Origin of the sequence: Nocardia sp. NPDC057668 (assembly GCF_042799795.1) — a bacterium.
In the GTDB taxonomy this organism is placed as follows: domain Bacteria; phylum Actinomycetota; class Actinomycetes; order Mycobacteriales; family Mycobacteriaceae; genus Nocardia.
In genome coordinates, this window is record NZ_JBHVIC010000001.1 from 2388350 (window position 1) to 2402333 (window position 13984).

Below are 13984 nucleotides of genomic sequence, written 5' to 3' on the forward strand. Positions count from 1 at the left end.
GTCCGAGCCCGGCCCGGGGCGTGCCCGTGCGGCGACCGTCGATAGCGGCCGATCCGCGCCGCAGTCGGAACAGCCGAGGCGCGAGGGGGATCGATACCCGCGCCACCGGCCCGGCAGCGCCTACTCGACAGGCTGCACCAGGGTGTCGCGGAGCCGGTCGAGTTCGGCGGCGGTCAGCCCGTTGGCCCGCAACCAGGCGGCCGCACCGCCGTGGTCCGCGTGCAGGTTCGCCAGGAAGCGCAGCATCACGTCGGCGGTGATCGCCAGGATGCCGGTGTTCGCCGGGGGCAGGCCCGCGTAGGAGGGCAGCGCGTCGAGGCGGTCGCGAACGCGCTGCATGCGCTCGTTGGTGAGCACGTAGTCGTGCGCGATGGCCTCGTGTTCCACACCGACCGCGTCCAGCAGGACCGCGGCCAGCACACCGGTGCGATCCTTGCCGGCGGCGCAGTGGAACAGCACCGAGCGGCGCTCGGGGTCGATGATCAGGCGCACCGCCGCGACGATGTGCTCGCCGCTGCCCGCCAGCAACTGGCCGTAGAGGTCGGTCAGGTCCACGCGGGTCTTGTCCGGGACCAGATCCCGTGCGGCCAGCGAGGATTGGGGCGACTTGCGAATCGGCAGGTTCGCGATGCGCACGCCGCTGCCCGCGACCGGGCCGTAGCCCTCACGCTCGACCTCGTCGGGCAGGCGCAGGTCGATGACCGTGCGCAGGCCCAGCGGTTCCAGCAGTTTCCTCAGGTCCGCGGCGGTGGCCTGCTGCAGCGTGCTCGAACGCAGCACCATGCCGAAACGGGTTACGCCGCCGGTGATTACGGGGAGCCCGCCCAGATCGCGGACGTTGTCGATCTGGGCGAACTCGACCCACCGCTGCCCCTGGGACTCTTGGGAAGCACGGGGAGCGGTGTCGGTGAGCGCGGGATCAGTGGGCACGGCCGGCCGCCGCTTCCTCGGCGCGGGTCAGACCGCACAGGCCGATCAGATCCTCGTGCAGTTCGAACCACACGGTGTGATAGCTGTCCATGATGGGACGGGCCACGTAGGTCAGGTCTCCTTCGGCGATGCGCTCGACGGCCCGGTCCAGGCGGTCGGTGTAGCGGATCAGGCGCGGGGCCAGGCCGCCGAGCCGGTGCACCAGCGGGCGCAACGCCCGGTGGGTGGCGGCGAGACGGGCCAGCACGGCGGCGTCGTAGTCGGCGTCCGCGTGGTCGTTGACCGTCGCCGGATCCTTCATCTGCCAGTCGGTGATGATCACCTTGAGATCGGCGTTGTAGACACAGAATTCGTCGTAGGCGGCCGTCAGGGCGGCGTGATCCGCGCTCGCCCGCTCGGCCTCGAGCAGTTCCGCCAGCCGGGGGCGGCCTTCGGGGGTGAGCCGGAAGCCGGCGGGGGTGCTCGCGCACAGGCCGGCCGCGACCAGATCCGCACAGTGCGCGGCGATCTCGCCGGCGTCCACGCCCAGGCTCGCGGCCAGGTTGTCCGCGCTCACCCGGCCCTTGATGCCGACGAGCCGCAGCAGTGACAGCTCGGTGACGGGCGCGTCGGCGCGCCCGGGCTCCGGGACGTCGGTGCCGAACTCGGTTGCGGCGGACTCGGTTGCGGCGGAGCGCTGTTCGAGCCGGTCGGCAAGATCCGCGGGCGCGACGCCCGCCCAGGCCGCCAGCTGCGCCACGTCGTCGAGCACGCTCTGCTCGACCGGTTTGGCGGTGATCTCACCCGAGAGCACCAGTCCCGCACCGCCGTCGACGGTGACGGTCCGGCCGATGAGCGCGTCCACCACGCCCGGCCCGCAGCCGACCACGCACGGCCGGCCCAGTTCCCGGCTCACCAGCGCGGCATGGGAGGTCGTGCCGCCCAGTTCGGTGACGATGGCCCGCGCGGCGATCATGCCGTGCAGATCGTCCGGACTGGTGGTGGGGCGCACCAGGATGACGTCCTCGCCCGCCTCGGCGCGGGCCTCGGCTTCGTCGGGATCGGTTACGACCACACCCGAAGCCAGTCCGGGACAGGCGGATTCACCGCGCGCCAGCGGCTCGTGCCCGGTCGTGTCGCCCGAAGCCGGGCGCAGCACCTCGCGCACCTGGTCGGCGGTGACCCGGTCCAGGGCCTGCCGGGCGTCGATCAGGCCCTCGGCGACCATGGCCACGGCCGTGCGCGCGGCGGCCCGCGCGGTGCGCTTGGCCGGACGCGACTGCAGCATCCACAGCGCACCCGATTCGACGGTGAACTCGATGTCCTGCATATCGCGGCCGTCGCGTTCGAGCAGTTCGGTGGCGGCGATCAGGCGGGCGTGCACCTCGGGCTGGGTCGCGGCCAGGTCGGCGAGCGGACGCGGGGTCAGGCGGCCCGAGACCACGTCCTCGCCCTGGCCGCCCACCAGCCATTCGCCGTAGACCGGGCCGTCGCCGGTGTTGGGGTTGCGGCTGAACAGCACACCGGTGCCCGAGAGCTCGTCGAGGTTGCCGAACACCATGGCCTGCACCGTGACCGCGGTCCCCAGCGAGTCGGGCACCCCGCGATTGCGGCGATAGGTCTTGGCGCGCGCGGAATCCCACGACCGGAACACCGCCTCGATCGCGCCGCGCAGCTGCTGCCACGGATCGGCGGGCACCACGCCGTCGGCCGCGCCGAGCACGGTCTCGCGGTACTGGTGCACGAAACGCTCACGAGTGTCGTTGGCGTACACCGGGTTCGAGGTCTTCGCGGCGAGCGCGGCCTGCACCTGGTCGGTCATGCCCAGGTTGAGCACGGTGTCCATCATGCCGGGCATGGACACCGCCGAACCCGAACGCACCGACACCAGCAGCGGCCGCTGCGCCGCGCCGAAGGACCGCCCGGTCCCGCGCTCGATCATGGCGATGCCGGCGCGCACCCGCTCCCAGATCTCGTCCGCGATCACGCCGCGCCGGGTGTAGTCGGCCCACGCGTCGGTGGTGATGACGAAGGCGGGCGGGACCGGCAGGCCCAGCGCCCGCATATGGTCGATGCTCCACGCCTTGCCGCCGATGCGCTCCCGCGACAGCCCGCAGGCGCCGTCGAGTTCGGCGACGGTCACGGCGGCACCGGCCGGGCCGGCGATCAGCTCGGCCACATCGGGTCGCTGCTCCAGCTCGGCTCCCGCGGTCATGTCACTCCTTCGAGGTTCGGAATTCATCAGCACTCCAGCGCTCGCCGCTCGACTGCGGCCTACCGGGCATATGCCGCCCAGAAATATCCCTGTCACCGAGCGTGCCGGGTGACGGCCCTCACGCCCAACCCGCATCCCGATCAGCGGAATCGCGCACCGCCGCCCGAAGGCACGCCCGGTCACCGGGATGGCACGGGAAAAACGGGCAATCGGGTGGGGGTGGTGGGGCAGGATGGGCGAATGGATCGGCGGCATGCGGCATCCATCGGCGGAACTTCGGCGTCCGGCCCGGTCAGCACCATTCCGGCCCTCGTGGCCGACCGCGCCCGGCGGTATCCGGACGCCGTCGCGATCGCCGGGCCCACGGGGCGAGTGACGTACGCGGAGTTGGCCGAGCAGGCGGCGGAGGTGAGCCGTGCCGCCATCGCCTCGGGACTCGAGACCGGCGACCGGGTGGGGCTGTGGGCGCCCAACAGCGACCGCTGGATCGTCACCGCGCTCGGGATGCTCGGGGCCGGGGTCACGCTGGTGCCGATCAGCACCCGGCTGAAGGGACCCGAGGCCGCCGACATCCTGGCCCGCGCGCACGCCAAAGCCGTCTGCACGGTGCAGGAGTTCCTGGGCAACGACTATCCCGGCATGCTCGCCGCCGCCGGCGCGCTGCCCGATCTCGAACACCTGATCCTGCTCGACGACGCACCCGGCGCCGCCGCCGCGGGCTGGGACACCAGTTCGTGGGCCGGATTCCTGGCCCCGGGCCAGGTGATCCCGGCGTCGGCCGCGAAAGACCGTGCGGCGGAGGTACTGCCGGATTCGATCTCGGACATCCTGTTCACCTCCGGCACCACCGGCGCCCCGAAGGGCGTGCTCGCCACCCATCGGCAGACCCTGGAGGTCTTCACCGCCTGGGCCGAGGCGGTGGCGCTGCGCCCGCGCGACCGGTACCTGCTGGTGAATCCGTTCTCGCACACCTTCGGGTACAAGGCCGGCATCATCGCCTGCGTGCTGTGCACCGCCACGATGGTGCCGCTGGCCCGGTTCGAGCCGGACGCCGCGCTGCGGCTGATCGAGAGCGAGCGCATCAGCGTGCTGGCCGGTCCGCCAACGCTTTTCACCGATCTACTGAACAGCGAGCACGCGGGCCACCTGCTCGGCTCGGTGCGCCTGGCCGGTACCGGCGGGGCGACCATACCCGCCGAGCTGGTGGAGCGGGTGCGCACCGAGCTCGGGGTGCCGTCGGTGTTCACCGCCTACGGCCTCACCGAATCGGTGGGCGTGGTCTCGGTCTGCCCGCCCGGCACGCCCACCGAACTGCTCGCCGAAACGGTGGGGAAACCGTTGTCCGGCAGCCACATTCGCATCGTCGGCCGGGACGGGAGCAACATGCCGCCGGGCGAGCCCGGTGAGATCCTGGTCAAGGGGCCCAACGTGATGCTCGGCTACCTCGACGATCCCGCGGCCACCGCGGCGGTCGTCGACGCGAACGGCTACCTGCACACCGGCGACGTCGGGCTGCTCGGCGACGACGGCTACCTGCGCATCACCGATCGCCTCAAGGACATGTTCATCGTCGGCGGCTTCAACGCCTACCCGGCCGAGATCGAACGGGTTCTGCTGGGGCACCCGCAGATTCGCGATGTGGCCGTCGTGGGCGTTCCCGACGCGCGCCTGGGCGAGGTCGGCCGCGCCGTGGTGGTCCCGGCCGATCCCGCGGCCGCCGACGCCGCCGCCATCATCGAATGGTCCCGGCAACGCCTGGCCGGCTACAAGGTCCCGCGCGAGGTGGTGTTCACCCCCGCCCTGCCCCGCAACACCGGCGGCAAGGTCCTCAAGGATCGGCTGCGCGACCCCGCCTGAGCGTCGAGATCGACCGTCCGCCATCGGCGGAACATGCCCGGAACCGGCGAGACGACCGATGGCCGCACACCCGAGAAGGTGTGCGGCCACGGTCATCCGGTCGCCGAGCGCGGTCGGGGCCGGAGTCAGATCTCCTTGCGCATCTGCGCGGTGAGGGGCTTCATGTAGCCCGAGCCGAGCAGGCGCTGCATCCAGTTCATCGCCTTGGCGTCGGTACCGATGAGGATGAGCGGGTCGTTCTTCCCGATGCCCTTGAGGATGGTCCGGGCACACTGCTCGGGCGTGGTCTTGGCCAGGCCGTCGAAGTTCTTGGCCAGGGCGTCGCGGTCGCGATTGGCCGAAGCCCGCGCCTTCCAGGCGATCTCGGTCTTGATCATGCCCGGGTGCACGCTGGAGACGCCGACGTTGTTGCCCGCGATGATCATCTCCTGGCGCAGGGCGTCGGTGAAGGCGCGCATCGCGAACTTCGAGGAGCTGTAACCGCTCTGGCTCGGGCAGGCCACCAGTCCGAACATGCTCGAGACATTGGCGATGTGACCGTCACCGGAGGCGATCACGTGCGGCAGGAACGCCTTGGTGCCGTACGCCGCACCCCAGAAGTTGATGTTGAAGATCCATTCGAAATCTTCCCAGGTGACGTCTTCGATATTGGCGGTCAGCGAGACACCGGCGTTGTTGATGACGATGTTGACCTTGCCGAAGTCCGACACCACCTCGTCCGCGTGCTCGTACACCGCCGCGCGGTCGGTGACGTCGAGCTTGTACGCGCGGGCCTTGACGCCCTCCTTCTCGCACAGCGCCGCCGTCTCGGCGACACTGTCGAGATTGCGGCCCGACAGCGCCAGCTGCGCACCGTTCTTGGCCAGCTCGACCGCCAGCGCGCGCCCGATGCCCGCGCCCGCACCGGTGATGACGGCGACCTTGCCGTGGAAGTCCTTCATGATCTTTCCTGTCTCGCGCTACTGCGTGGTGAAGCCGCCGTCGGCGATGAATTCCGCCCCGGTGCTGTAGGAGGATTCGTCGGAGATGAGGAACAGCACCAGGTTGGCGAGTTCCTCGGGCGTGCCCGGCCGGGCGATGGGCTGGTTGGCCGCAATGGATTTCGAGCGATCCGAGGCCGCGACCATCTCGGTCGCGACGATCCCGGGATGCACCGAGTTGACCCGGACGTTGTCGGCGGCGAACTCCTGGGCGGCGGTCTTGGACATGCCGCGCACCGCCCACTTGGAGGCGACGTACCCGAGGATGTTCGAGTAGCCGATGAGCCCGCCGGTCGAGGAGATGTTCACGATCGAACCGACCCCGCCCGCGCGCATGGAGCCGATCACGGCCTTCATGCCCAGGAAGACCCCGACCTGATTGACGTCGATGACCCGGCGGTAGTCCGCCTCGGCCAGCTTGTCGATGGGGTCCACGTGCACGATGCCGGCGTTGTTGACCAGGCCCGAGACCGGTCCGAAGGCCGACTCGGCCTGCGCGACGACATCGTTCCAGGCGGCTTCGTCGGTCACGTCCAGCGGCAGGAACAGCGCCCGGTCGCCGAGTTCGGCGGCCAGGGCCGCGCCCTCGGCGACCAGGACGTCGGTGATGACGACCGCGGCGCCCTCGGCGGCGAGCTTGCGCGCGAAGGCCGCGCCCATGCCGCGCGCGCCGCCGGTGACGATGACGTTCTTGGTGCTGACCCGTCCCATGGCGTTACCCCTGATTCCGTCCCGCGCCGGCGGTCGCCGCCGCGCCGTTGACCGCTCCGCCGCGCTTGGCGGCGCGCTTGGGTTCGGCGGCCTTCGCGACGCCCGGAACAGCCTGGGCCGCGGCGTCTTCCCGATCCGCCATGTGATTGGCGGCGATGTAACCGAACACCATCGCGGGTCCGATGGTCGCGCCCGCGCCGGCGTAGTCGTTGCCCATCACCGCGGCCGAGTTGTTGCCCGCCGCGTACAGACCGGCGATGACCCCGCCCTGCTCGTCGAGCACCCGCGAGTGCTCGTCGGTGACGAGGCCGCCCTTGGTGCCCAGGTCGCCGGGAACCATTTCCACCGCGTAGAACGGGCCGCGCGCCAGCGGGGCCAGGTTCGGGTTGGGCTTGACCGTGGGATCGCCGTAGTAGCGGTCGTAGGCCGAATCGCCGCGCTGGAAGTCCTCGTCGCGACCGGCCTTCGCGAAGCCGTTGAAACGCTCCACGGTGGCGGTGAGCTTGCCCGCCGGGATGTTCAACTGCGCGGCCAGCTCTTCGAGGGTGTCGGCCTGCTTGATGATGCCCTTGTCGAAATAGCCCTGGGGCAGCGGGCGTTTGGGGAAATTGCCCAGGAACAGGTAGTGGTCGCGGAAGTCCTGATCGAAGATGAAGTGCGCGGGACCGGTGCTGCGCCCGGCCGCGGCCTCCTCGTACATCGTGTGCACCACGTTGACGTACGGCGCGGACTCGTTCACGAAACGCTCGCCCTCGTCGTTGACCATGATCGCGCCGGGCTGGGCGCGCTCGGCCAGGCAGAAGAACGGCGGGCGATCGGTGGCGCTGCGCACCGACGGACCCCACCAGGCGTCGTCCATGAGATCGACGGCCGCACCGGCGTTCTGGCCCGCGACGATGCCCTCGCCGACGTTCTCGACCGCGCCCACGGTCCATTCGGTGGACTGCGGGCCGGAGATGTACTTCTTGCGCATCTCCAGGTTGTGCTCGAAGCCGCCTGCCGCCAGCACCACGCCGCGCGTGGCCTTGATGACGACGGGCTTGCCCTCGTGCTCGGCACGCACGCCGACCACGACGCCGTCCTCGACGATCAGCTCGGTGAGCGGGGTGTTCAGCCACACCGGCACCCCGGCGTCGCGCAGCGACAGCCACAGCCGCGCGGCCAGGGCCTTGCCCAGGCTCAGCGGTTTTGCGCCCTTGACCAGGGCCAGGGCGGTGCGCGCGCCGACCTTGACCGCGGTCTTCTTCGCGGTCCAGGTGCGCGCGATCATGTTCAGGTCGTGGAAATCGCTGACCGTGATGGCGAGCCCGCCGGGCGCGGACATGGTCGGCTGGTTGATCTTGTGCAGATCACCGCCGAGCAGCCGGCCGTCGATCACCTTGGGCTCGATGGACCGGCCCTGCGCCAGACCGCCCGGGAACTCGGGGTGGTAGTCGGAATAGCCGCGGTCGTAATCGAATTCCCAGTACCGCGAGCGGGTGCCGATGTACTCGAACATCTCCGGGCCGTTGTCCAGGAACGCCTGCTGCTTGGCATCGGGAACACGATCGCCGACAACGGCTTTCAGGTAGGTCTTGGCCATGGTCGGGCTGTCCGGCACGCCCGCGGCCTTCAGCACCGGGTTGTTCGGCACCCAGATGCCGCCGCCCGAGCGCGCGGTGGAGCCGCCGAACAGGCGGGACTTCTCGATCAGCGTGACCGACAGGCCGCGATAGGCCGCGGTCAGCGCGGCGGTCATACCGGCCGCGCCCGAGCCGACGACGACGACGTCGAATTCGAATTCCATGAGTGGTGTCTGTCCTCTAGTAGCCGCAACTGGTGAGCATGCCGCCGTCGACGACGAATTCGCCGCCGGTGCAGTAGCTCGAGGCCTCGGACGCCAGGAACAGCGTCACCTCGGAGACCTCGACCGGCTGACCCCAGCGCGGGATGGGCAGTTCGGAGAAGAAACTGTTGCCGTCCACCCCGCTCGCGCCCGCCACGGACGCGGTCATCGGGGTGGCGATGCCGCCGGGATGGATCGAGTTCACCCGGATACCCGAATGACCCAGCTCCCGGGCGGCGGACTTGGTGAGCCCGCGCAGCGCGAACTTGCTCGCGCTGTAGGCGGACAACCCGGCAGCGCCGACGAAACCCTCCACCGAGGACACGTTGACGATGGAACCGCCACCGGCGTCGATCAGCGCCGGAGCCGCGGACCTGATGCCCAGGAAGCTGCCCGTCACATTGATCGCCTGCATGGTGTTCCACTCGTCCAGGCTCATGTCGAGCAGACGCTTGAAGCGCAGAATGCCCGCATTGTTGACCAGCGTGGTGAGCCGGCCGAAACGCTCGACGGTCTCGGAAACCGCTGCCTGCCAGTCAGTTTCACTGGTGACATCGTGGTGCACATAGTGGACGTCCGCACCCAGCTCGGCCGCGAGGGCCTTACCTTCCTCGTCGAGCACATCGCCGAACACCACCCGCGCGCCCTCGGCGGCGAAGCGGCGCACGTGCTCGGCTCCCATGCCGCGCGCACCGCCGGTGATCAGCGCGACTTTCCCGTCCAACTGTCCCACAGGTTCCCGTCCTTCCTCACGTTTCGAATCGACGCTAAGGCGATGCCCCGGGGGCGGGCAGGTGTGGTCCCGGCCACTGAGACAACCGAATGACCTGAAGGTTTGGGTACTGAACTATTCCGGTTAGGCATAGCGACCGGACCTTGCCGAACAGGCGGTCCCCGGGTAAGCCGGCGAGCTGAGGAGCACACCCGGATGAAGTTCTCGATGATCTTCGAAGCGCAGATGGCGGACCCCACCGCCGCGCACGAGGCCCAGGTGCTGCGCGACTGCGTCGAACAGGCCGTGCTGGCCGATCGAGTCGGCTTCGACACCGTGTGGGCCGTCGAGCACCACGGACTCAAGTGGTACGCGCACATGAGCGCACCGGAGATCTTCCTGACCTGGGTCGCGGCCCGGACCGAGCGGATTCGCATCGGGCACGGCGTGGTGTGCATGCCGTTCAACTTCAACCATCCGGTCCGCGTGGCCGAACGCGCGGGCATGCTCGACGTGCTCTCGAACGGGCGGCTGAACCTGGGCGCGGGCCGCGGGGCGACCGCGGTGGAAACCTCCATGTGCGGGGTCGACCCCGGGCGCACCGCCGCCGAGGTCGAGGAATCGCTGCGCATGATCGCGGCCGCCTGGCAGGACCCCGAAGCCGAATTCTCCTACCGCGGTGAGCTTTTGACCGTCGAGCCGCATCACCTGCTGCCGCGGCCGGTGCAGCGCCCGCATCCGCCGCTGTTCATGGCCTGCACCCGCAAGGACACCCTGAGACTGGCCGCCGAGTACGGCGTCGGCGCGCTGGTGCTGGGGTTCGCGGGCATCGAGGAGATCGCCGAACTGCGCGGCATCTACGACCGGGCCATCGCCGAGCGCAGCGGTGACCGGCTCGTATCCACCGTGGTCAACGACCATTTCGCGGCGCTGTGCCCGACCATCGTCCTGGACGATCGCGAGCGCGCCCGGCAGATCGGCGCGCGCGGGCAGCGCTTCTTCGCCCAGGCCGTCAAGCACTACTACGGCATGGGACCCGCACCCGACGAGGCCGTGGACCCCGGCGCGGACGAAATGGCCAGGATCCGGGAGGTCGGCGCGGAGCACATCGCCTACCTGCACGAAGCCAAGATCCCGGTGAAATCCGGGTCGGCCGCCATCTTCAACGCCGAACACGCCTACGGCACCGCCGCGGACGCCATCGCCTACGTGGAACGCCTCGCCGCGGCCGGCGCCGACGAGATCCTGTGCCTCATCCAGATGGGCACCGTCCCGCAGGAGGCGTGCCTGGAGACCATCCGGCAGTGGGGCGAGCACGTCATCCCCCGCTTCCGCTGAATCACCGATCCACATCCACACCGTCACAACCAGTTAGGACACAGCAATGACCGACCTGAACGGCAAAGTCGCCCTCATCACCGGAGCCGCCCGCGGCCAGGGCGCGGCCGAGGCGCGACTGTTCGCCGAGCGCGGTGCGAAGGTCGTCATCACCGACGTGCTCGAGACCGAAGGCAAGGAACTCGCCGAATCCCTCGGTGACGCGGCCCGATTCGTGCGCCACGACGTGACCGACGAGGACAGCTGGGCCGCCGCGGTCGAGGTCGCCGTCTCCACCTTCGGCAAGCTCGACGTACTGGTCAACAACGCCGCGATCTACCTCATGAAGCCGCTCGTCGAGACCGGTTCGCAAGAGCTGGAACGCATTCTGAAGGTCAACCTGATCGGCGCGTTCAACGGCATCAAGGCCGTCATCCCCGCCATGACCGCGGCGGGCGGCGGCTCCATCGTGAACATCTCCTCGCAGGCCGGGCTCGAGGGCCTGATGAACCACTCCGCCTACGGGTCGTCCAAGTGGGGCCTGCGCGGGTTGTCCAAGATCTCCGCCCTGGAACTCGGTCCCCAGCAGATTCGCGTCAACTCCGTGCACCCCGGACCCATTGCCACCCCGATGGTTCCGTACCTGACCACCGGGCCCGGCAGCTTCCCCACCCTGCCGCTCGAGCGCACCGGCCTGCCCGAGGAAGTCGCCGAACTCGTCGCCTTCCTGGCCTCGGACGCCTCGGCCTACATCACCGGCGCGGAGATCACCGTCGACGGCGGGCTCGCGGCGGGCAAGTTCATTCCGCGCGGCATGGAGCTGTAACCCGCTGCGCGCGAACCGGTTCCGGCACCCCCACTTCGACCAACCACACCGTCTCCCGGAGGAGTCAGCGATGTCCCTGTCGCCCGAATGGCAAATCTTCGTCGACGCGGCCACCGCCGCCTTCCCGGCCCTGGGCACCGAGGTGCACGACGCCACCGCGGCGCGCGCCTTCCTCGCCGCCCGGGCCGTGCCGCCGGTGGCGCCGATTCCGGTTGCGGCGGTGGAGGAATGGCTCGTGCCGGGACCGGACGGCGCACCCGAGGTGCCGGTGCGGCTGTACCGGCCGCTGGACGCCGAGACCGTCCCCGGCGTCGTGGTGTTCTATCACGGCGGCGGGTTCGTGCTGTGCAGCCTGGACAGTCACGACCGCTTCTGCCGGATGATGGCCAACGAGTCCGGGGTCATCGTGATCTCGGTCGACTATCGCCGCGCACCGGACGACCGGTTCCCCGCCGCGGCCGAGGACGCGTACGCGGTGTTGCGCTGGGTCGCGGACAACGCCGAATCCCTGGGCGGAGATCCGGCGCGGGTCGCGGTCGCCGGGGACAGCGCGGGCGGCAACCTCGCCACCGTCGCGGCGCTGCGGGCCCGGGACAACGGCGGACCCGACATCGCCTTCCAGCTGCTGCTGTACCCCATGCTCGACCCGGCCACCGACAGCGAGTCCTACACCGACAACGCCACCGGCTACTTCACCACCGCCGCCCACCTGCGGTGGTACTGGCGGCAATACCTGCGCGCCGACGCCGACGCCGAACACCCGTACGCCGCGCCGGTGCGCGCCGACCTCACCGGACTGCCGCCCGCCTACATCGCCACCGCGGAATTCGACCCGCTGCGCGACGAGGGCGAAACCTACGGCCGGCTGCTGCACGAAGCGGGCGTGCGCGTGCAGGTGCAGCGGTGGGACGGCACCGTGCACGGCTTCATGTCCATGGCCTTCCACCTGCCGGAGACCCAGCGGGCCAACGCCGCGGCGTTCGAGGCGCTGCGCACCGCGCTGACCCGGCCGCTGCAGGCGTCGCGCTAGCTCGCCGGAAATCGCCCTGCCACACCCGGATTGACGCGCGCGGGCGTTGCGAGGGCTTCACCCGCGAGTAAAGAACCGGTAATCCGAACGTGCCTCGCACGGAGGGGCGATCGTCTACCATCGGCCTCGTTCGCCCACTTCTGAAATATCGGGGTTTGCCTTGTCGGTTGCACGCCTTACCGCGGTCACCGCGGCCATGACGGTCTCCTGCGCGCTGGCCGCGGCCGGAAACGCTTCCGCCGCAGCGCAGTACTACGGCACCGTCGCGCTGTCCCGGCTGAAGAACGCCGCGGTGGTCTCGACCGACATGCCGGGCAAGGTCTCCGCGGACGCGGCCGCCATTCGCGACTGCGCCAACTACGACTGCGAAATCGTGCTGCGCTTCAGCGACGGCTGCGCCGCCGTCGCCCGCGGGGCGGACGGGACGTGGGGCTGGGCCGCGGCGGGCAGCCGCGCCGAGGCCGAGGGCGCCGCGGTCGCCTCGCTCGGGGAGAGCAACCCGCCGTTTCCGGACCTCGGCAGCGCCTCCCCGCGGCCGGCCCAGGTGATCACCTCGGCCTGCACCAAGAACGCCGGCTAGCGCAGACCGCCGTAGCGCGCCTCGTACGCGGCGCGCTCGGCGGCGCGGCGATCGCGGCGGGCGGGATTCTCCAGATCCTCCGGCAGGCCGTGCTTGCGCAGGCGATGCGCGCGGTTCATCGGCATGTAGGCCACGATGTAGAACATGGCCAGCAGCAGGGCCAGCAGAATCATCGCCGCGCGCAACCACAGCTCACCGGGGAACAGCAGGAACAGCGCGAAGATCGGCAGCATCGGCACCAGGCCGCGCACCAGATGCCGCGGGCCCGCCCACTTTCCGGTCAGGTCGTTGCGGACCCAGTCCAGCATGGTGTCCGGCAGGCGGCGGCCGCAGGCGTAGCCGAGCCACTGTATCGGGTTGGGGCGCTTCATCATCGAACTCCCTTGTCGGCCGCGCGCGCGGCCGCGTTGACACGGTTGAGCGCATCGCGCAGGTGCTCCAGATCGGTCAGGCCCACCCCGAGGCGCTCCACCACCGCGGGCGGAATCCGCTCGGCCTCCGCGCGCAGCGCCCGGCCGGCCTCGGTCAGATCGATCACCAGGTTGCGCTCGTCGCGATCGTCGCGGCGGCGGGTGATCAGGCCCGCGGCCTCGAGGCGTTTGAGCAGCGGGGACAGGGTGGGCGAATCGAGCTGGATGGCCTCGCCGATGTCCTTGACCGACATCGGGGCCTCACCCCAGAGCGCGAGCATCACCAGGTATTGCGGGTGGGTCAGGCCCATGGGTTCCAGCAGCGGGCGGTAGACCGCCAGTACCGCGCGGTTGGCCACCGCCAGCGCGAAACACACCTGCCGGTCCAGCCGCAGCGGGTCCTCCGCCTCCATCGGATCCGTCCTCCTCGGTCGCCCCATCGTTAGTGCCAGAATAGTTAACGCACTAACTATTGGCACGCGATTCGAGAGTATTTCAGGTCACACCCCGCCGAACGCCGACTCTCGATCCGGGTTGACCAACCGGTCGGAGAATTCTATTTGCTAACAATTTGCCATTCTCGGCGTTTTCCGGGCACTCCGGAAATGATCG

13 protein-coding genes are annotated in these 13984 nt (G+C 70.0%); 5 read left to right on the forward strand and 8 right to left on the reverse strand.

Annotated features, from left to right (window positions below):
- Positions 1-120: 120 nt before the first annotated feature.
- Complete coding sequence (locus ACFVBH_RS11000; protein ID WP_379001210.1) at positions 121-930, reverse strand: tyrosine-protein phosphatase; 810 nt, start codon at positions 928-930, stop codon at positions 121-123.
- Positions 920-3124: a pyruvate, phosphate dikinase gene (locus ACFVBH_RS11005; protein WP_379001211.1), complete on the reverse strand. Its 2205-nt coding sequence runs from the start codon at positions 3122-3124 to the stop codon at positions 920-922. The genes ACFVBH_RS11000 and ACFVBH_RS11005 overlap by 11 nt, the downstream gene beginning before the upstream one ends.
- A 240-nt stretch (positions 3125-3364) precedes the next feature.
- On the opposite strand from ACFVBH_RS11005, the gene ACFVBH_RS11010 reads away from it, so the two are divergent.
- Complete coding sequence (locus tag ACFVBH_RS11010; RefSeq protein ID WP_379001212.1) at positions 3365-4981, forward strand: AMP-binding protein; 1617 nt, start codon at positions 3365-3367, stop codon at positions 4979-4981.
- A gap of 125 nt (positions 4982-5106) precedes the next feature.
- Here the strand turns inward: ACFVBH_RS11010 and ACFVBH_RS11015 are convergent, their stop codons facing one another.
- From ACFVBH_RS11015 to ACFVBH_RS11030, 4 genes are read right to left on the reverse strand one after another with little or no spacing between them, the layout of a single operon-like run.
- Positions 5107-5922, reverse strand: coding sequence for an SDR family NAD(P)-dependent oxidoreductase (locus ACFVBH_RS11015; protein WP_354986280.1), 816 nt, complete (start codon positions 5920-5922; stop codon positions 5107-5109).
- Positions 5923-5940: 18 nt separating this feature from the next.
- Positions 5941-6672 carry an SDR family oxidoreductase gene (locus ACFVBH_RS11020; RefSeq protein WP_379001213.1) on the reverse strand — a complete coding sequence of 244 codons (732 nt, stop codon included), beginning with the start codon at positions 6670-6672 and terminating at the stop codon, positions 5941-5943.
- Between the two features lie 4 nt (positions 6673-6676).
- A complete protein-coding gene (gene kstD, locus ACFVBH_RS11025; protein ID WP_379001214.1) occupies positions 6677-8458 on the reverse strand; it encodes a 3-oxosteroid 1-dehydrogenase in 1782 nt (593 codons plus the stop codon).
- 16 nt (positions 8459-8474) lie between these two features.
- A complete protein-coding gene (locus ACFVBH_RS11030) occupies positions 8475-9230 on the reverse strand; it encodes a glucose 1-dehydrogenase (protein WP_379001215.1) in 756 nt (251 codons plus the stop codon).
- Positions 9231-9425: 195 nt separating this feature from the next.
- On the opposite strand from ACFVBH_RS11030, the gene ACFVBH_RS11035 reads away from it, so the two are divergent.
- The 4 genes from ACFVBH_RS11035 (at position 9426) to ACFVBH_RS11050 (ending at position 12962) form a co-directional block, all read left to right on the forward strand.
- Complete coding sequence (locus ACFVBH_RS11035; protein WP_354986276.1) at positions 9426-10547, forward strand: LLM class flavin-dependent oxidoreductase; 1122 nt, start codon at positions 9426-9428, stop codon at positions 10545-10547.
- A 46-nt stretch (positions 10548-10593) separates the two neighbouring features.
- The gene (locus ACFVBH_RS11040; protein ID WP_379001216.1) at positions 10594-11352 is read left to right on the forward strand and encodes a glucose 1-dehydrogenase; all 759 of its coding nucleotides are present in this window, start codon (positions 10594-10596) and stop codon (positions 11350-11352) included.
- A 70-nt stretch (positions 11353-11422) separates the two neighbouring features.
- Complete coding sequence (locus tag ACFVBH_RS11045) at positions 11423-12382, forward strand: alpha/beta hydrolase (protein ID WP_379001217.1); 960 nt, start codon at positions 11423-11425, stop codon at positions 12380-12382.
- Between the two features lie 160 nt (positions 12383-12542).
- Positions 12543-12962 (forward strand): DUF4189 domain-containing protein, encoded by a 420-nt coding sequence (locus ACFVBH_RS11050; RefSeq protein WP_354986273.1) that lies wholly within the window; start codon positions 12543-12545, stop codon positions 12960-12962.
- On the opposite strand, the gene ACFVBH_RS11055 is transcribed toward ACFVBH_RS11050, so the two are convergent.
- Complete coding sequence (locus ACFVBH_RS11055) at positions 12959-13333, reverse strand: DUF5313 family protein (protein WP_354986272.1); 375 nt, start codon at positions 13331-13333, stop codon at positions 12959-12961. The two genes, ACFVBH_RS11050 and ACFVBH_RS11055, sit on opposite strands and share 4 nt — an antisense overlap.
- Positions 13333-13785: a MarR family winged helix-turn-helix transcriptional regulator gene (locus tag ACFVBH_RS11060; protein ID WP_379001218.1), complete on the reverse strand. Its 453-nt coding sequence runs from the start codon at positions 13783-13785 to the stop codon at positions 13333-13335. The genes ACFVBH_RS11055 and ACFVBH_RS11060 overlap by 1 nt, the downstream gene beginning before the upstream one ends.
- Positions 13786-13984: the final 199 nt, after the last annotated feature.

Coding starts and splice junctions, on each gene's coding strand:
- ACFVBH_RS11015 (WP_354986280.1), bottom strand. CDS start 5,922: ATGAAGGACTTCCACGGCAAGGTCGCCGTCATCACCGGTGCGGGCGCG.
- ACFVBH_RS11045 (WP_379001217.1), top strand. CDS start 11,423: ATGTCCCTGTCGCCCGAATGGCAAATCTTCGTCGACGCGGCCACCGCC.
- kstD (WP_379001214.1), bottom strand. CDS start 8,458: ATGGAATTCGAATTCGACGTCGTCGTCGTCGGCTCGGGCGCGGCCGGT.
- ACFVBH_RS11010 (WP_379001212.1), top strand. CDS start 3,365: ATGGATCGGCGGCATGCGGCATCCATCGGCGGAACTTCGGCGTCCGGC.
- ACFVBH_RS11040 (WP_379001216.1), top strand. CDS start 10,594: ATGACCGACCTGAACGGCAAAGTCGCCCTCATCACCGGAGCCGCCCGC.
- ACFVBH_RS11035 (WP_354986276.1), top strand. CDS start 9,426: ATGAAGTTCTCGATGATCTTCGAAGCGCAGATGGCGGACCCCACCGCC.
- ACFVBH_RS11055 (WP_354986272.1), bottom strand. CDS start 13,333: ATGAAGCGCCCCAACCCGATACAGTGGCTCGGCTACGCCTGCGGCCGC.
- ACFVBH_RS11060 (WP_379001218.1), bottom strand. CDS start 13,785: ATGGAGGCGGAGGACCCGCTGCGGCTGGACCGGCAGGTGTGTTTCGCG.
- ACFVBH_RS11020 (WP_379001213.1), bottom strand. CDS start 6,672: ATGGGACGGGTCAGCACCAAGAACGTCATCGTCACCGGCGGCGCGCGC.
- ACFVBH_RS11005 (WP_379001211.1), bottom strand. CDS start 3,124: ATGACCGCGGGAGCCGAGCTGGAGCAGCGACCCGATGTGGCCGAGCTG.